Genomic DNA, 18,874 nt, shown 5'->3' with positions numbered 1-18,874 from the left:
TACTTTAGATGCGATAAAAAGAAATCATCAATAAGGAGAGAATATTGTGAGCGAAGAATTAGAAATAGAATTTAAAAACCTACTCAGCAAGTCAGAATATAATCAGCTTCTTAACGAGTTCAATGCGAAAAAAAATGATTTTTTTTCACAAGAAAATCATTATTTTGACACTGCAGATAATCGCTTAAGAAAACTGAATTCAGGGCTGAGAATCAGAATGCTGCCGCAAACCGCTGAATTGACTCTAAAAACTCCTCTTGGATTGCATTTGCTAGAAACGACGGACCAGTTGACTTTAGAGGAAGCACACGCTTATTTAGCCGCTGATACCATCAAAAAAGACGGTATGGTAGGAAGAAAATTAACGGAATTGAGCATTATCATAGAAGATTTACATGTTATCGGTTCTTTAAAGACCGTAAGATTTGAAAAAGCTGCACCCGAGGGTCTTCTTGTTCTTGATAAAAGTACCTATGCAGACAAATTAGATTATGAATTAGAATTTGAAGCACAAGATCACCATGAAGGATTATTATTTTTCAATCAGTTTCTAGAAAAACACGCTATCCCAAGAAGAGTCGGAAAGAATAAAATAGCTCGTATGAAAGATGCATTGGACAAAAAGAACGAAATGTGAAGACTAAAAACCTTGTTAGTTGGGGATTCATGTAAAATTTGTGGCAAGTTTGTTACAAACTTGTCTTTTTTTTTCATTTTTTGATTCAGTCCATTATAACTTTTCGTTTATTTTTGATAAAGTGTCTATGTTGCCACAAAGAGTCAAGGCAGACACTAAAAAAAATAAACTATATAAGGTGAAGACATGCTTACTACAAAAAAAATAATTGAATTCTATCTATTTATCAATCCGCTAGAAAAAGAAAGTTTTGAAAATCTTCAAAACATATTAGCTTTTGCTGAAACCAGACAAGAAAAAGTCTCTATTCAAATCATGCCATTATTGAATTTAACGAGTTTTAATCATTATATGTATAAACACAATCTTTCAGAAACAGATTTGACAACTAGAAATAAATTATTTGCTCAAACTTATGACATGTCTTTATCTTTTATTGCTGCTTCTATGCAAGGAAAGAAAAAAGGCCGCAAGTTTTTATTAAACTTGCAAGATGCTGTATTGAATCAAGAACGCACTTATTCTGAAGAGTTGCTTGTAGAAATCGCTGAAAAATCAAAAATTGATGTTCCTATGTTTTTTGACGATAAACAATCTGATTTCGCTAAAACAGCTTTTTCTGCTGATCAAAAAGTAGCGCGAGACATGAAAGTTGAAACTTCTCCTTCTTGTGTGATGTTCAATGAATCTCTATATGAGTATGGTCTATTGTTAGAGCATGAAGTTTCTTATTCTTTACTAAATAACTTATACGACATCTCTCCTAACCAATTAGACACTGTAATGGAAAAAAATACGTTCCCAACATTAAGAGTTTTAAACTAACTGATAGGCTAACACTGAAGACTTCTAGCAGAATCTAGAAGTCTTCTTTCTGTTTTTGATAGAAGGTCTCACTGAATTCTTTTTGCTTTGTCCATAGATTTTTTTGACTGTAAGATTTTTTGCACAAATAGACCAAAAGGAAACGAACAGCTACGTCCATTTCCTTTTGGTCTATCTATAGTTGGCATTGGATTTATTATGCTTTTACTTCTTTTACCAAAGCTTCCAATTCATTTAATCGTCTCTCAAAAACTGTCATAGCTTTTTGGATATAGTCTTTTTCTGTCATATCTACACCAGCTTTTTTCATGACTTCAATCGGGAAGTCACTGTTACCAGATTTTAGATAAGTCAGGTATTTATCTAATGCTCCCTCTTCTCCGCTGATGATTTTATCTGCTAAAGCAGTAGCTGCAGAAAATCCTGTTGAATATTGATAAACATAATAGTTGTAGTAGAAATGTGGAATACGAGACCACTCGTAAGCAATCTCAGGATCTTTTTCTACTGCCGGTCCATAATAACGTGCATTCAACTCTCCGTAATAGTTTGTTAAAAATTCGGCTGTCAAAGGTGTTCCTTTTCTAGCTTCTTCATGTATCGTATGTTCAAATTCAGCGAACTGAGTCTGACGGAATATCGTTCCTTTGAATCCATCTAAATAATGATTTAAAATGTACACGCGCACTTTTGGATCAGTCACTGTTTGAAGCAGATATTCTGTTAAGATGTTCTCATTTGTTGTAGAAGCAATTTCAGCTAAGAAAATAGAATAATCACCGTATACATATGGTTGATTTTTTCTAGTAAAGTAACTGTGAGCACTATGGCCTAATTCATGCACTAATGTATACAGGTTATTTAAAGAATCATGCCAATTCAATAAAATATAAGGGTTTGTTTCATAAGCTCCTGATGAATAAGCACCGCTTCGTTTTCCAGCATTTTCCACCACGTCGATCCACCGGTTTTGGAATGCTTCTTTTAGTACAGATTCATATTCTTTTCCAAGAGGTTGAAGAGCCTTAAGCGTTTCTTCTTTAGCTTCTTCATAAGTGTACTTGATTCCAGCTTCTCCAGTGATAGGTGTATACATATCATACATATGCAGCTCGTCTACTTCCAGCAACTCTTTTCGAAGAGCTACATAACGATGAAGCAACGGCAAATGGTCTGATACTACTTCAATCAAATTGTCATGGACCGATTCTGGAATATGATTGTTCGCTAGAGCTGCCTCTCTGGCAGAACCATAATGATGCACTTTTGCATTATAATTATGGTATTTCACATTTGACCCTAGTGTACTAGCAAAGGTGTTTTTTAATCCTTTATACACACTGTAAAGCTTTTTGAAAGCCTGTTCTCGAACTGAACGGTTTGTACTTTCCATTAACTCTCCAAATACCCCATGAGATAGTTGGACATCTTCGCCATCTTCATTTTTTATAGTAGGGAATTGGATATCTGCATTGTTCAACACACTGAACGTTTTACTTGAAGCTCCAAATATTTCGCTAGCTCCTGCCAACAATGCTTCTTCATTAGCAGATAATATATGATCTCGATTATCTGTCATTTGATCAATAAAGTGACGATAAACAGCTAGTTCTTTATTCTCTTCAAAATAGCTGTTTAGTTGATCTTCAGGAATTTCCAGCACTTCTGGTTCAAACCAAGCCATGGCTTCTCCTGATTTTGCTGCTAGTAAAGAGGCAGAATCATACATTCCTTGATACTTAGAATCAGCTGTATCTTGATCATTTTTTAAATGCGCGTATACATAAACTGTTTCAAGTTTATTAGTAACCTCTAACAATGTTTCTACGGCCTGTTGGAAAGTTGTTGCACCTTCTTGTAATTTACCTTTAAAATCGGTTATCTTAGCTAAGCTTTCTTCTACATCTCGGTAAGCTTCTTCAAATTCAGCATCTGAATTAAAAATAACCGTTAGATCCCAAGTCAATTCTTCTGGTACTTCCTGTCGTTTTGGTAATTTGTTTGCTTCACTCATAGCGTATAACCTCCTAAATTTTCATCACTTTCTAATCTTAACATAATTTTCACATAAAAAAAGTGAGAGAATCAATTTTTTATTTTTGAACGCACTTTTTTATCTAATTTTTCAAATTCATCTAACTTTTCTCTTTCGTTTCTATAACTATACGGAATATTGATGATCAGCCATTCAGTTGAAGTCAATGGAATGATGACATCCTTTTTTTCTAATGCTGACAAGTAAGAACTGAAAATCCTTTCTTTCGTTGGATCTTCAATGAAGGGAGATAAATAAAAATCGATTTCTTGATTTTTCTTCATGTCTTGTATTTTTGTATCGAATTCTTTCTTTGAAAAAATTTCTCCGTCTCCTTTTTCTTTTATCCATTCCAGAAGAATCGTTTTCCAGAAATGAGGAATCGTTTTAATGATCCATTCGTTTTCTATCGGTATGTATGCTTCTTTAGGTAGTGAAATCAGGGAATAACCGTGATAATAAATATATTTTTGAAATTCGATCATTTTTGGATTTTGATATAGTCTTCCTTTTATTAAATACTCATGGCTTTTTTGATAAGAAAAGCTTTTAGTTATGTTACGAGTCTGAATGGTTGATTCAGGCTTGCGAAATAGTTTTCTTAATCCATGAAAATCAACAATCATTTGCCTTTTTTTAAAATAGCCGCCTGGCTGGTCAACAGATATGTTTGCATAGACTTCAAATAATTTCTTGTCTTCTCTCAAACAAATAAAATAGATACCTAACATAGAATGACTTCTCAAAAAAACCTGTTGAAAAGGAGTCAACTGTTTTTTTAGTTGAAATTTACTGCCAGCTATCCATAAGACTTCGTAGCCATTTTTTTGATACCCGGCTGTTCGTTTCAGCATTTTTTCGATTGATAACGAGCTGCACTGAAATTCTATAGCCACTGGGTTGTCTTCATCTGGCCAAATCAACAAATCAGGTCTTTGCTTTAATTCTGGTAAGTAAGCTTCTAGTTGACAAGGTATCTTCTCATTTGTGAACCATTCAAATAATAATTTTTTTCCTGCTAAATGTTCCTGAGTCTCTCCCTCTGAAAATAAAGAACAGGTACTGTTTGTGAAATGAGCAAAATGCGCTTGGATTATTTTACCATTTTTTAAAAAAACTTTTTCATGACAACCTGGGCAGAAATAAGTCTGTTGTTTTCCTTTATCGACTTGGTCTGCAGTAATATGTTCATTATTGATCGTTAAAGCCACATACATCTTCACCACTCCTTAATTCGTATTGAGCCATTATGATAATATGCGCGAAAAAAAGGAGTTTCCTTATTTAAAAACATAAAAGATGAGGTACTTCAATTAGTTTGAAGTACCTCATCTTTTATTCTGTATTATTTAAAAAAGTAACGAAGTGTTTCTAAAGCACTTCTTTCAATGATCGGTTTTCCATACTCTCCCAGAACACCGCTAGTAATATTTGTTTTTCTAGCAAATTCAAGTACTAAAGCCGTTTCGCGTTCCATATTAAAAATTTGCGCCTCTTCTGTAAAGATAAGAATTTCTAAATAGTAGCGATCGTTGTAATAATAAACGTTGGACACAGAGTTATTCAAATACAATATTTTTGATAAACTGATTAAATCTTCAAAATCGTCAAATACCACGACTAACTCTTCCGTTTGATTAGATGGATCACTTAAATACATATCGATTTCATCCATATCGGTATCTAGATTTTGATTATCAGAAGTAATTCGGTCTTGAATGTATTGAGTAATCTCATCTTTACTGAAGTTTTCAGCATCAGATAAGTCCAAATTGTCAGCAGAAGGGCCTTCTTTACTAATAAATAATTCAAGTCCATTCCCTTTAGGTAAAACTTGAAAAGTTATGGCATCAGATTCATGGAATTGTTCATCAATATCTACTTCTTCTAAAATGCTGTAAAAGAAATTTTCAATTTGTTTACGATTTCCTAAGAGGTCTAAAAATTTAATTCCTCTTTCTTCTAAATCAGAATTATCGATCTCTACTCGAATGGTATCTTCATTAATTCGTTCCATTTCCATAGTCTTGCACCTACTTTCTATGCAATTCCATTGAATTGCTAGCTAAAAGCTCAATTGTATCTATAAATTTATTGTATAGGAAATTATTTAAATGTAAAGTCAAAAAACCGGAAACTTCCTAACTGAAGAGTAAAAAAAATAGAGCTGGACCAATAGTATTGGTTCGAGCTCTGTTAAATTTTTCATCTTTTATATAGATAGTAGGAATCCATATTTTTACTCAAAGTTTATAGACACGACATTCCTATGAGCAGTTATACTTTGCTTGACCTTCTTTGTTCAAATTCCTGCGATAAGTTGTGCTTTTTGCAATTCCAACGCACGCACTTCTCTTGGCAAGAAACGACGAATCTCATCTTCGTTATAGCCAACTTGCAGACGTTTTTCGTCTACCATAATCGGACGACGCAACAATCCAGGATTTTCTTGGATCACATCATACAATTCTTGTAAACTCATATCATCTAAATCAATGTTTAATTCTTGGAAAGCTTTTGAACGAGTTGAAATAATTTCTTCCGTGCCGTCTTCAGTCATACGCAAAATAGATTTGATTTCTGTAATCGTCAATCCTTCAGAAAAAATATTTCTTTCTACATAAGGAATATCATTTTCTTCTAACCATGCTCTCGCTTTTCGACATGAAGTGCAGCTTGGTGATGTAAATAAAGTAACCATATGTATTCTCTCCTTTGTAATGAGCTAGTTTTTTTATCATTGGTTGATGTCTCATTTGCTAACTTACAAGGATTATTATAACGAATGATTTATGTAAAGTCTACCCCTTTTTGACATTTTTTTGTCAAATTTAGTTATTATTTTTGTATATTTTAGTCACTTTTATTATCCTGTTCACAACATTTATTTACAAACCCTTTAAAATCAACGTTTTTTTATACTTGTGTATATTTGTAATGATTATAAATAAGTTATTATTCTATTCTGAGTTTTTTATTCTTTAAATAAAAAACCTCTAAACATCAGCTTTCGTAAAACGATTCCATTTTCATATGATCTGTTTCATAAATGGTCTTTATCTATTTTCATTAAATAATTTTTGTATTTATTTATAGGAAGAGATATATTTCCAAGGTTTTAAGGAATTATTTCCTATTTTTCATAACAAATGGACCTTTTTTTGTTATGATATTTAAGAAGCAAGAATTGTATAGATACAGGGAGTGTAATAAATGACAAAAACTATTTTTTCAGGTATTCAACCTAGTGGTACACCTACCATAGGGAACTATATTGGGGCGATGAGACAATTTATTCCTTTACAAGAAGAGTTTAATTGTTTCTACTGCATCGTTGATGAACACGCTATAACTGTTCCTCAAGATCGCCTGCAATTGAGAAAGCAGACAAAAAGTTTAGCTGCTTTATACTTGGCTATTGGATTAGACCCAGAAAAAGCTACAGTATTTATTCAATCAGAAGTTTCTGCTCATGCAGAAGCTGCTTGGATCGTTCAATGCAACACCACGATTGGGGAACTCGAACGAATGACTCAGTTCAAGGACAAATCTGCCAAAAATGGGAAAGCTGGCGTTTCTGCTGGACTACTCACTTATCCTCCATTAATGGTAGCAGATATCATTTTATATCAGGCTGACTTGGTCCCTGTTGGAGAAGACCAAAAACAACATTTGGAGTTAACACGTGATTTTGTCGAACGATTCAATAATCGTTATGGAAACAACAATACTATTTTAACGTTGCCTGAAGTTCACATTCCAGAGGCTGGCGGTAGAATCATGAGCTTACAAGATCCAACTAGAAAAATGAGTAAATCGGATGAAAATCAAAAAGGATTTATCTCAATGTTGGATGAACCTAAAGTGATACGAAAAAAAATCAAAAGTGCCGTTACAGATTCTAGCGGAGTTATTGAATATGATAAAGAGAATAAACCAGGAGTTTCTAACTTGTTGACGATTTATTCTTCTTTCACAAATGAACCTATCGATACGATTGTTAAGCGCTATGAAGGCGTAGGTTACGGTCAATTTAAAGAAGATTTGGCTGAAGCTGTTGTTGCTGTATTAGAGCCTATCCAACAACGCCATGATGAATTATTGGTATCAGAAGAATTAGATTTTATTTTAGATAAAGGTGCTGAAGAAGCAAGATTTGTAGCTAATAAAACCCTTAGAAAAATGAAAAATGCTGTTGGACTAGGCAGAAAAAGATAAAAAAAGACTGAACAAAGTTGCTCACCCAATGCTGGGTTACTCTTTGTTCAGTCTTTATTCTTAATAAATTAAATGCACTAATTCTTCTTTAGTGATATCGCCAAAATATTTCTTGATGTCTATCTCATCAAAAACTGCAGAAATCGTTTTAGCTTCATACTTAATACCTGTTAATTTTTCTTCTACATCAGAAATTTCACCTAAACCAAAGAAATCTCCGTATATTTTGACTTCTTGAATGATTCCTTTTTCAACATTTAATTTCACATCGATAGAACCAATCGCAAATCGTTGACTTCTTTCAATATCAAAGTCAGGCGACTTTCCATAATTCCATTCCCAGTTGCCCGTGTATTGTTTTGCGAACTCTTCTATTCTTTCCCAATCTCTTTCTGTTAATTTGAATTCTTTAATTTCATCAACAGTTTCAACGTCAAAAATGTTCAACAACAATTTTTCACGGAATTGTTTCGTATTCATAAATTGGTATTCGTCAGACATGAACGGTTTGATATTCGTCACACGACTTCTGACAGATTTTATCCCCTTAGACTCTAGTTTTTCTTTTTTAGGTTTCAATGCTTTTACTACTGCATCAATCTCACTGTCAAACATGATTGTTCCGTGCGCAGTCATACGTCCATTTTTTGAGTACATCGCATTTCCAGAGAATTTTTGACCATTGATCAGCAAATCATTCCGGCCTTTTAGTTCTGCCCCTTCCACTCCTATTTTGTGAAGAGCTGTGATTACTGGTTCCGTGAACTTACTGAAGTTACGGAAAGAATTACCATCGTCTTTTGTAATAAAACAGAAAGACAGATTCCCAAAATCATGATAAACAGCACCGCCGCCGGAAAAACGACGAACGACATGGATGTTGTTTTGTTCTACATAATCACGGTTGACTTCTTCATAAGCATTTTGGTTTCTTCCAATAATAATTGAAGGCTCATTAATGTAGAACAACAAAATCGGCTCATCAAGATGAACTTCATTCAATAAATAGTATTCAATCGCCAAATTCAATCTTGGATCTGTTATTTCTTCACCATTACGCTCGTTTTTCACATAATACACGTTACATTCCTCTTTTCTCATATTCACTACATCATACCATCAAATAAATCTTTTTACATTGTTACTTTATACTACGATCACTAAATCCTTTTCGGCTAAGATAACCTCTTTGGAACCGAATTCTGTGATGGCTTGTTCTTTTAACAAAGTTAAATCTCCGTTTTGAGGCAAGTGAGTCAAAACCAATTTTTCAACATGAGTTTCTTTTGCTATTCTTCCTACCTCAGTAGCCGTCATGTGCACACGATGATTTTCCATTCCATGAAAGAAATTAGTATCTGCTAATAAAAGGTGCGCTTCTTTTGCAAAGGGAATAAAGCCTTCCAAATAGCCTGAATCAGCTGTGAACACAAGTGTTTTTCCAGTCTTTATCTCTTTAATACGTAAAGCAAAACAAGGTACTGGGTGCAATGTTTTCATAGCTGTTACTTCAAACGGACCGATCGTAAAAGGGTCATTTTCTCGATAAGCTATTCCTTTTGAAACACGATCCATTGTCAATCGATCAAAATTCACTTTATCCTCTTCATGACCATAAATTGGAACAATCGGAGAACGCTTCTCTCCTGTACCTTTCAATTGACGAGTAAATTGGAAAACCCCCAGATCCGCTATATGATCATGGTGATAATGAGAAATCAAAACAGCATCTACGTCTAAAGGATCTACATGATTTTCTAATGCGATCAATGACGCACTTCCTGCATCTAGCCATAAATGATAATCATCTGCTGCAATTAAATACGAGCTGGTTCCTTCATTTTTTATTGGGTAACCTCCCCAATAACCTAAAATCGTCAGTTCCATCCTCTTACCTCCTAGTTTTAATTTATATTCACTTTAGTCCAACATGGTTTAAAAATCAAAACTGCCGTTTCTTACAGATTTCCGTTTCTCAACGATTATAAATCAACATTACCCTTTAAAATTAAATTCACAAACACTACTTTACAGCATTTAAGAAAATTATGAAACGAAAAAAACATTCAAATCATTAAATTTGAATGTTTTCTTATTTTCCATCATGCATTAAAGACAATTTTGTTTTTTTATTACTTCAACCAATTTCTCCCCGATTTCGTTCCCTTGTCTGATACAGTGGTTTAAGCCGAAACCTTCTAACCCGTTTCCGCCAATTAAGACACCAGGATACTTCTCTTCCAACATAGGACCAACGACTTCTCTCATCGTTTCTTCTTGGTTAACAGAAAAATGAGGAATAGCATCTGGCCAACGCTTGATGATACGATAATTTGGTTTTTCAGTTACCCCGAGAATGATTTCCAGATCGGTTAAGATTTTTTCCTCAATCTCTTTATTGCTTAGTGAAACAATCATATCTTCACCTTTACGTCCAAAATTCACTCCAAGCAATACTTCTTTAGAATTGTATAGGCTAGGCCATTTTTTCCCTAAGAAGACAATTGAAGAAACAAAAGAATCATTTCTTCGTGGAGTCAATATCCCAAAACCGTTAGGGTAATTCTTGATTGTTTCTGGATTAAAGCTAAAAACAATATATCCCACGGAAGCCGCTTTGATTTGTGAGAATTGTTTATTCAATTCTTTGTCCTTAAACAATTTTGTATACTCAGTTGTAGGTGTTGCCACACAAATCGCACCTACACGTACTTCTTCTTTAAGATTTATATTGAGAATATATGTGTTTTCGATTCCAGGTTGGATTTCAACTACTTTTTTGCTGTATTGAATATGAGGCTTCAGTATTTCTTCAAGTTTATTTGTTAATATAGAAAGACCTTGAGCAAATGTTGCGTAGTTCCCTGAACGATCTTCTAATTCAGGATGCTCTTGCAAAGCTTTTTCGATAGTTCCATACTTTTGTTCTAACTCAAAAATAATTTCGCGAGTAGCTTTAACTCCCATATCATCGATATCGTTGGCATAAACTTTTGAAAAGAATGGTTCTAACATCAGCTCGACGATTTCATCACCAAGTCTTCTTTTCAAAAAACTGCTTACTTCCATATCTTCTTTTAACTGTTCGGGCTGCAAAAAACGATCCTTAAAAGTAGCCACTTTTCCATTAAAAGAAAGCATTTTACTTTTCCAAACATCCATTTTATTCATCGGAATACCTTTATATGTCGGAAAAGGACTATGGTGCAACTCGTTATAATAAAACAAATCTTGTTTACCGCCTTCGTTATAAACAAGCTGATTTGTCAGACCCAATTCTTTAATCAATTCTAAAGCTTCTGGATAACGAGTATCAATAGATTCTGCCCCTAAATCCAGGTATTGATTTTCAACTTTCATGCTGTAGATTTTACCGCCGACTCTAAGAGAACTTTCTAAAATAATCAGTTCAAACGGTAAATTTTCCGCTTCAATTTTTTGTTTAATACGATAAGCAGCTGTCAGACCAGTTATACCTCCACCGATCACTGCAATCCTTTTTTTTGCTCGCTTCATGCTTTTATCACCTGCCAACAACTCGAATTCATTTACCAACAACCTTCTCTAAAAATACTTACTCTATTAACCATTTAGAGTTTTGACTCATATTTTTTACTAGTCGAATGCAATACTTTTTACTGTTTCAGCATCTAATCGTTTAACTACTTCAGTCATCAACTTGACTGTATTTGTATAGTCTTCTTCATGGATAACAGATGTATGAGAGTGCAGATATCGTACCGGCACAGTTACAGCTAAAGAGGGTATTCCATTATGAGAAACGTGCTGGCTTCCAGCATCGGTTCCTCCGCCCATTATGACTGTCAATTGATACGGTATATTCAATTCTTCTGCAACATTAATCACGAAGTCGCGCAATCCTTTATGAGCTACCATTGAGGCGTCATATAGAATAATTTGGGGACCTTTCCCTAATTTTGAGTCGGCTTCTTTAGATGTCATACCTGGTGTATCACCAGCGGTTCCAGTATCTAATGCAAAAGCAATATCAGGATTTACTAAATGAGTAGCCGTTTTTGCTCCACGCAATCCCACTTCTTCTTGGACATTCCCTACTCCATAAGCTATGTTAGGATGGTCTGATTGGCTCAGATTTTCCAGAACTTTCAACGTTACAGCTGTTCCAATACGATTATCCCAAGCTTTTGCTAGTAAAAACTTCGAATCGTTCAATCTTCTAAACTCCGTATAAGGAGTAATCATATCTCCCAATTTTATACCCCATGAAGCAACCTCTTCTTTACTTTCAGCTCCTATATCAATAAACATATCTTTTATATCATAGGCTTTTTCACGTACTTCTTTTGTGAGAACATGAGGCGGTTTGCATCCAATAACTCCATGGACAATCTTTCCAGAAGCGGTAGTGATCTCTACTTGCTGGGCTAACATGACATTTGCCCACCAGCCGCCTAAAGGAGTGAAGCGAATAAAACCATCATCTGTAATAGAAGTCGCCATAAAGCCCACTTCATCCAAATGACTGGCAAAAAGAATCTTGGGTCCTGATTGATCCCCTGTTTTTTTAGCAATAATACTCCCTAAATTATCATATGTAATCGAGTCTGCAAGAGGTTCTGCATACTTTTTGAATACTTTACGAACTTGTTCCTCATTTCCCGGAACTCCTTTAGCATCCGTTAGTTCTTTTAAAAAACCGACATCTGTATTTACCAAATCGGACCCCTCCATCTGTTTTTCACATCATCCTCTTTATTATATCATGTATTATTTCCTTTTGGTTAAATACCGCCGAATAAAATTTATTTAATTGTGAACATACAGTTATAACGTTAAGAAAAGTTCTTTAAATCGCTCCAAGAACTTATGTTATGCCTCTTTGAAACTACAATTTCTTCTATAATATACTGATATTTCTTTTTTAAATCTCTTTATTTGTCTTTATTATTCCATAGATTAAAAAAATATTTATTCAAAAAATCCGAAATTATTTTCTCGTATTGAGAAAATAATTTCGGATGCGACAGCAATTAAGCTTTTTCTACTTCTCTTATGTGAGTTGTGTGTTCTGGTTGAATTTCATCACTCAGCATCTTATCTACTATTAAAAAGAGAATCGGCAATAAAATATCGTCCGCATAACCTGCTAGTGGGATAAAATCAGGGATGATATCTATTGGGCTGATGATATAAAGAATAATCCCTAATACAGCAAGTTTCTTTTTACCTTTTACATTTGAGTTGAAAAGCGCCAGACATAATGACTTGATCTTGTTTATAGGAGTTTTTACAACTTTTTTTCTCATTTTCATTGTACATTGTCCTTTGCCTATAATATTTTACAGCAAAGAAAGAATAACCTTCAGCTTCTTTGCTATGAACTTATTATATGCTACCAGACAATATAAATAATCAGACTAAAGAATGACTTTTGAACTTAAAGTAAGCTACTTTATTATGTCAGCCCATTTGTAGGTATACTCTGCTCCAACGGGATGAGCAATAATACCCTTTACTTTGTCTTTTTGTAAAACAGCTTTATATTCCTGATAAATCGGAGCAATCACACCTTCATTCAATAATTGTCTTTCAGCTTCCAACAATAATTTCCAACGTTCGCCTGGCGATACTCCAATCGATTCTGCATTTGAAATGAGCGCATCATAACTTTCACTCGAGAAACTGGTATTATTATTTCCGTTATTTGTCGTAAATAATTCTAAAAAATTGATAGGATCTGCATAGTCTGCTCCCCAGCCAGCTAACTGAATATCATAGTTTTGTTCTTCATCTGCCGTCAATCGAGCGTAAAAAGGTTTATTCGAAATATTGATCTGCAAGTTAGGAAAAACGTCCATTAAATTCTTTTGCAGATAGACCAGTGAATCTCTTCCTACTTGAGTATCATCTCCAATAATTTCCAATGAAAGTTTTTCTGCACCCAACTCTTCCAGTCCCTTTTCAAACAATTCTACTGCTTCTTGTCTGCTATAAGGCATCAAATAGCCATTCTGTTTTCTAAAATCTGTCCCAGTCTCAGGATCATAAGCAAAGCTTTCAGGAATTAAACCGTCTGCTTCGATTGATCCATTTTGCAAGACCTTTTCAACAAAACCTGATTTATCGATTGCTTTAGCTAATGCTTTTCGAATATTTTTGTTTGCTAAAGGAGTCGGTTCTCCGTTTTTACTTTGATTAAATTTCAAATAATACACAGAAGAAGTCGGGATATATTCCAACTCTGGATGGTTCTTTTCTAATTCAATGAATTCACCTGTTAACATGATATGATCTACTAGATCATTATTGTACAAATTCAATGCTGTGTATGTCTCTTTTACTACATCAACATTGATGGTGTTCAACTTAACTGAGTCGCTATCCCAGTACTGCTCATTTTTTTCATATACCCAGCTCAATCCTGAGCCATCCCACTCTTTTAATACAAAAGGTCCATTGTATAGGAGTGTCTCGCTCGACTTGGCATACTCATAGCCCATTTCTATTACAAACTCTTCTTTTTGCGGGAAAAAAACTGGAAGAGTCAGCAAATTGCTGAAATAAGTGAAAGGTTTTGTTAATTCTACTTGCAGCGTTTTATCGTCCAGAGCTGTTACACCAAGTTCTTTTGGAGCCGATTCTCCGGATATTACAGCACTGGCATTTTTTACAATTTCCTGTATCAAATGGCTGCCGACACCTTTCGTTTCAGGATCAACTAACCGTCTCCAGGCAAACACAAAATCATGTGCCGTGACCGGTTCTCCGTTTGACCATACAGCCTCTTCTTTGATTTTGAATGTATAGATCAGGCCGTCATCACTAATAGCAGGTTCTTCTGCTGCCATACCAAGAACGATCTCACCATCCTTTCCTTGACGATAGAGCCCTTCAAAAACATTGTTCATCACGTTTCCGCTAACGATATCTCGCTGCATGACCGTATCCATTGTGGGTATTTCAGATGACTCTGTCAAATTTAGTACATTCTCATTATTGTGTCTGTTCGTATACTCTTCTGTTAAATATGGGTTACCAGATTGTTTCTCACAAGCCCCCATAAAAATCAGGACAGCTACTAACGGCACAAAGAAGTTTTTCATTTTTTTAGCGCTTTTCATTTTACATTCTCCCTAATCTAAAAGACCATCTTACCAAATAGTTTGGTTTGCCTCTATTCTACCCTATTGATATTATCATCAAACTTTAGTGCTTACAATGCTTTATTGAACAGTTCAAAAAAACTACTGATAAAAGATATTTGCGATTACGCAAGGTAACTTACTGTACAAAAAAAGCACCTTCTTTTTAGAAGGTGCTTTTAAAATCGATTTATTTGTTTAAAGCTGATTTAGCTTGGTCAGCCAAAGCTGTAAATGCTGCTGCATCTGTAATAGCGATGTCAGATAACATTTTACGGTTGATGTCGATTCCTGCAAGTTTAAGACCATGCATTAATGTGCTATAGCTCATGTCGTTCATGCGAGCAGCTGCATTGATACGTGTGATCCATAATTTACGGAAGTTACGTTTTGTAGTACGACGGTCTCTGTATGCATACAAGTAAGATTTCATTACTTGTTGGTTAGCTACTTTGAATAAAGTATTTTTAGAACCGTAATAACCTTTTGCTAATTTTAAAACTTTTTTACGACGTTGGCGTGTTACTGATCCACCTTTTACACGTGGCATAATAATTTCCTCCTTTAAGCAATCCCTTAATAGGAAAACTTAACAAAATATAATTTTAATTGTTCCCTGTTACAAGAGAATTTTCTATCGTTATGAAACGAATTATTTCATTTGTGAAACCATTTGACGAATACGTTTGAAATCACCTTTTGAAACCATTGCTGATTTACGTAATTTACGTTTTTGTTTTTGTGATTTGTTTGCAAACATATGGCTCGTTTTAGCGTGATGACGTTTTAATCCGCCATTACCTGTTCTTTTGAAACGTTTTGCTGAACCACGGTGTGTTTTTTGTTTTGGCATCTGTATATCCTCCTAAAGTCTTCTTACTTATCAGTAGTTTGAGGTGCTAACATCATAAACATGCTGCGACCTTCCATTTTAGCTGCTGTTTCTAAAACAGCGATATCAGCTACTTCTTTATAGAAACGATCAAGAACTTCTTTACCGATTTCTTTATGTGTAATAGCACGCCCTTTGAATCGGATAGAAGCTTTCACTTTATCGCCTTTTTCAAGGAACTTACGTGCGTTACGAAGTTTCGTATTAAAGTCACCAATATCAATAGTTGGACTTAAACGAACTTCTTTTACACTAATGGTTTTTTGGTTCTTACGAGCTTCGCGTTCTTTCTTTTGCTGTTCGTATTGATACTTACCATAGTCCATTATACGAGCAACAGGTGGTTTTGCATTTGGAGAAACAACAAGTAAGTCTAAGTTTGCATCTTCAGCAATCTTTAATGCTTCACTTTTTGATATCACACCAATTTGTTCACCATCGCTACCAATAACTCGCAATTCATGTGCACGAATGTTTTCATTTAACATCATATCTTTTGCTATGGTCATTCACCTCCGTAAAATTTGAGAGAAAGATCAGCAGAAAAATAGACGAGTTCATTTCTGAACCCGCCCATAAATAAATACGTACTTACGCCGCGCGTAAGACATCTTCGTTTATATCTAGCCCAGAGACTTTTCGTCACCTAAGGCGAGAAGCGGGTGCTTCTGCTTTGTTTTCTCAACTTCTATATTATATGATTATTTGAGTTGAATGTCAACACCTTTTTCGAAGATAGAACTATTTATCGTGCTGCTTTACCAAATGTTCTAATCTCATCACCAATCATTTGCATGAATGCATCTAGCCCTTGTACATGTGTTTCTTTATGTCCGTATCTGCGGACTGTTACAGATTGATCCTTCAATTCGTTGTCTCCAACAACAATTTGGTAAGGGATTTTTTGAGTTTGAGACGCACGAATTTTATATCCCATTTTTTCATTTCGATCGTCTAATTCTACTCGCATTCCCATTTTTTGCATACGTTCTTTGATCTCAGATGCATATCCAGTGTGCAAGTCTAAGTTCACTGGAATAATAGTTGCTTGTACTGGTGCTAACCATGTTGGAAAAGCTCCTTTATATTCTTCGATCAAGTAAGCTACAAAACGTTCCATAGTAGAAACAATTCCTCTGTGGATAACGACTGGACGGTGGTTGTTTTCTCCATCTTCTCCTACATATGTTAAATCAAAACGCTCTGGAAGCAAGAAGTCTAATTGAATAGTTGATAACGTCTCTTCAATTCCAATTGCTGTTTTTACTAAAACGTCTAGTTTGGGGCCGTAGAAAGCAGCTTCACCTTCAGCTTCAAAGTACTCTAATTCCATATCATCCATAGCCGCTTTAAGCATTGCTTGAGCTTTGTTCCACATTTGATCGTCATCATAATATTTTTCAGTATTGTTAGGATCACGATAACTTAAACGGAAACGGTAATCAGTAATATCAAAGTCATCATAAACAGCCAACATCAATTCTAATGTTCGTTTGAATTCATCTTGAATTTGATCGGGGCGCACAAAGGTATGTCCATCATTCAAAGTCATTTCACGAACCCGTTGCAGTCCTGATAAAGCTCCACTCTTTTCGTAACGGTGCATTTGACCAAGTTCAGCAATGCGGATCGGCAATTCGCGGTAACTGTGAATGTCGTTTTTATAGACCATCATATGGTGAGGACAGTTCATCGGACGTAAAACAAGCATTTCTCCGTCTCCCATGTCCATCGGCGGAAACATATCTTCATGGTAGTGATCCCAGTGACCAGAAGTTTTATACAAGTTCACATCAGCCATAATCGGTGTATACACATGTTGGTACCCTAAGCTGACTTCACGATCCGTGATGTAGCGTTCGATCGTACGACGAATCGTAGCACCTTTTGGCAGCCAGAATGGCAGACCTGAACCAACTTCAGGCGAGATCATAAATAAGTCGAGTTCTTTTCCTAATTTACGGTGATCACGTTGTTTCGCTTCTTCACGCATTTGCAAGAATTCTTTCAAATCTTTCTTGTCAAAAAATGCAGTACCGTAAATACGTTGCATCATTTTGTTGTCAGAATTCCCTCTCCAATAAGCTCCTGCTAGTGACAACAGTTTGAAGACTTGGATACGTCCAGTTGAAGGCACGTGAACTCCACGGCACAAGTCTACGAAATCCCCTTGGTCATAGACAGTAATGATGTCGTCCTCCGGAAGTGCAGTAATCAGTTCTACTTTATAAGGATCTTCTTTAAACAACTCTAATGCTTCTGCCCGAGAAACTTGTTTGCGAACGATCGGATTATTTTCTTTAACGATTTTCATCATTTCTGCTTCGATTTTAGGCAGGTCTTCTTCAGTGATCGGTTGTTCAGTATCTGTATCGTAGTAAAAACCAGTCTCAATAGCTGGTCCTACACCAAAATGGATATCTGGGTATAAACGGCGTAGAGCATTTGCCATCAAATGAGCTGTAGAATGACGCAAAATTTGTAATGCATCATCGTGTTCCGGTGTCACGATTTCAATGTTTCCATCAACTTCCAATGGACGATCATAGTCCACCAATTCTCCATTGAATTTACCAGCAAGTCCTTTTTTAGAAAGACTTTTACTGATGCTTGCTGCGATTTCTTGTGTTGTTGATCCAGAAGGAAATTCTTTTACTGCTCCATCTGGGAATGTTACGTTAATAATTGACATATTGCGTTCCTCCATATCCTGTAGTAGATTTCGTTGAAATACGTTTAGAAAAACAAAAAGTCCCATTTATGATTCATACAAATCATAAATGGGACGTCAAATTTACGTGGTTCCACCCAAGTTTAGCTCATATACTTACATTTGTAGGTATAAGGGCTCTCTTGGCTAAATAACGCTAGCTAAACGGCTGGATGCTACTTATAGTTCACATCCGCTCTCGAAAGTGGTCAATACAAGTCCATTTTAGGAAATTCTCAGCAAAACTTTCCCTCTCTGTAAAACGTGCCGCTTCTATTGGTGTCTTTCTCAACGATTTTTATATCACATACATTAAACCACGTTTAACATTTAGGCGCAAGTATTTTAAGAAGATTTTTTTGAGTGCTACAATGATCTGAATTATTTATTCTGGTGATTAACCGATTTTTTCTTTATTATTCAAAAAAAAAAA

General features: G+C 35.1%; 17 protein-coding genes and 2 other annotated features. Of the genes, 3 read left to right on the top strand and 14 right to left on the bottom strand.

Features of this window, described 5'->3' with window-relative positions; translation table 11 throughout:
* The first annotated feature begins 46 nt into the window (after window positions 1-46).
* Together ACE025_RS09005 and ACE025_RS09000 are read left to right on the top strand one after the other, a co-directional pair.
* Window positions 47-637 carry a CYTH domain-containing protein gene (locus ACE025_RS09005; protein ID WP_485939357.1) on the top strand — a complete coding sequence of 197 codons (591 nt, stop codon included), beginning with the start codon at window positions 47-49 and terminating at the stop codon, window positions 635-637.
* 186 nt (window positions 638-823) lie between these two features.
* Window positions 824-1,462, top strand: coding sequence for a DsbA family protein (locus tag ACE025_RS09000; RefSeq protein WP_485939356.1), 639 nt, complete (start codon window positions 824-826; stop codon window positions 1,460-1,462).
* 196 nt (window positions 1,463-1,658) lie between these two features.
* On the opposite strand, the gene pepF is transcribed toward ACE025_RS09000, so the two are convergent.
* The 4 genes from pepF to spxA all read right to left on the bottom strand — a co-directional run bounded on the left by pepF (window position 1,659) and on the right by spxA (window position 6,198).
* A complete protein-coding gene (gene pepF / locus ACE025_RS08995) occupies window positions 1,659-3,476 on the bottom strand; it encodes an oligoendopeptidase F (RefSeq protein ID WP_485939355.1) in 1,818 nt (605 codons plus the stop codon).
* 71 nt (window positions 3,477-3,547) lie between these two features.
* Window positions 3,548-4,714 carry a competence protein CoiA gene (locus ACE025_RS08990; protein ID WP_485939354.1) on the bottom strand — a complete coding sequence of 389 codons (1,167 nt, stop codon included), beginning with the start codon at window positions 4,712-4,714 and terminating at the stop codon, window positions 3,548-3,550.
* A gap of 128 nt (window positions 4,715-4,842) precedes the next feature.
* Complete coding sequence (locus tag ACE025_RS08985) at window positions 4,843-5,520, bottom strand: adaptor protein MecA (RefSeq protein ID WP_485939353.1); 678 nt, start codon at window positions 5,518-5,520, stop codon at window positions 4,843-4,845.
* Between the two features lie 279 nt (window positions 5,521-5,799).
* Window positions 5,800-6,198 (bottom strand): transcriptional regulator SpxA, encoded by a 399-nt coding sequence (spxA, locus tag ACE025_RS08980; protein WP_485939352.1) that lies wholly within the window; start codon window positions 6,196-6,198, stop codon window positions 5,800-5,802.
* 512 nt (window positions 6,199-6,710) lie between these two features.
* Between spxA and trpS the strand changes: the two genes are divergently transcribed.
* Window positions 6,711-7,715: a tryptophan--tRNA ligase gene (gene trpS / locus ACE025_RS08975; RefSeq protein ID WP_485939351.1), complete on the top strand. Its 1,005-nt coding sequence runs from the start codon at window positions 6,711-6,713 to the stop codon at window positions 7,713-7,715.
* Window positions 7,716-7,775: 60 nt separating this feature from the next.
* Here the strand turns inward: trpS and lplA are convergent, their stop codons facing one another.
* The 10 genes from lplA to thrS all read right to left on the bottom strand — a co-directional run bounded on the left by lplA (window position 7,776) and on the right by thrS (window position 18,417).
* Window positions 7,776-8,795 carry a lipoate--protein ligase gene (gene lplA / locus ACE025_RS08970; RefSeq protein ID WP_485939350.1) on the bottom strand — a complete coding sequence of 340 codons (1,020 nt, stop codon included), beginning with the start codon at window positions 8,793-8,795 and terminating at the stop codon, window positions 7,776-7,778.
* A gap of 66 nt (window positions 8,796-8,861) precedes the next feature.
* On the bottom strand, window positions 8,862-9,602 hold the full coding sequence (locus tag ACE025_RS08965; protein WP_485939349.1) for an MBL fold metallo-hydrolase: 741 nt from the start codon (window positions 9,600-9,602) through the stop codon (window positions 8,862-8,864).
* Window positions 9,603-9,824: 222 nt separating this feature from the next.
* Entirely contained in the window at window positions 9,825-11,231 is a 1,407-nt protein-coding gene (gene hemG / locus ACE025_RS08960) for a protoporphyrinogen oxidase (RefSeq protein WP_485939348.1), read from the bottom strand.
* 99 nt (window positions 11,232-11,330) lie between these two features.
* On the bottom strand, window positions 11,331-12,413 hold the full coding sequence (locus ACE025_RS08955; protein ID WP_485939347.1) for a M42 family metallopeptidase: 1,083 nt from the start codon (window positions 12,411-12,413) through the stop codon (window positions 11,331-11,333).
* Between the two features lie 314 nt (window positions 12,414-12,727).
* Window positions 12,728-13,009, bottom strand: coding sequence for a DUF1232 domain-containing protein (locus ACE025_RS08950; protein ID WP_485939346.1), 282 nt, complete (start codon window positions 13,007-13,009; stop codon window positions 12,728-12,730).
* A gap of 135 nt (window positions 13,010-13,144) precedes the next feature.
* Window positions 13,145-14,818: a peptide ABC transporter substrate-binding protein gene (locus ACE025_RS08945; protein ID WP_485939345.1), complete on the bottom strand. Its 1,674-nt coding sequence runs from the start codon at window positions 14,816-14,818 to the stop codon at window positions 13,145-13,147.
* 211 nt (window positions 14,819-15,029) lie between these two features.
* A complete protein-coding gene (gene rplT / locus ACE025_RS08940) occupies window positions 15,030-15,389 on the bottom strand; it encodes a 50S ribosomal protein L20 (RefSeq protein WP_485939344.1) in 360 nt (119 codons plus the stop codon).
* Window positions 15,390-15,491: 102 nt separating this feature from the next.
* Complete coding sequence (gene rpmI, locus ACE025_RS08935; protein ID WP_485939343.1) at window positions 15,492-15,692, bottom strand: 50S ribosomal protein L35; 201 nt, start codon at window positions 15,690-15,692, stop codon at window positions 15,492-15,494.
* 23 nt (window positions 15,693-15,715) lie between these two features.
* Window positions 15,716-16,240, bottom strand: coding sequence for a translation initiation factor IF-3 (gene infC, locus ACE025_RS08930; RefSeq protein ID WP_485939342.1), 525 nt, complete (start codon window positions 16,238-16,240; stop codon window positions 15,716-15,718).
* Window positions 16,241-16,268: 28 nt separating this feature from the next.
* Window positions 16,269-16,411, bottom strand: a sequence feature (ribosomal protein L20 leader region).
* Window positions 16,412-16,476: 65 nt separating this feature from the next.
* Entirely contained in the window at window positions 16,477-18,417 is a 1,941-nt protein-coding gene (gene thrS / locus ACE025_RS08925) for a threonine--tRNA ligase (RefSeq protein ID WP_485940077.1), read from the bottom strand.
* 92 nt (window positions 18,418-18,509) lie between these two features.
* Window positions 18,510-18,742: a binding site (T-box leader), on the bottom strand.
* Window positions 18,743-18,874 lie beyond the last annotated feature (132 nt).

The sequence above is a fragment of the Desemzia sp. AGC72 genome, assembly GCF_057334175.1.
This window is presented reverse-complemented; position numbering and strand designations above follow the sequence as displayed.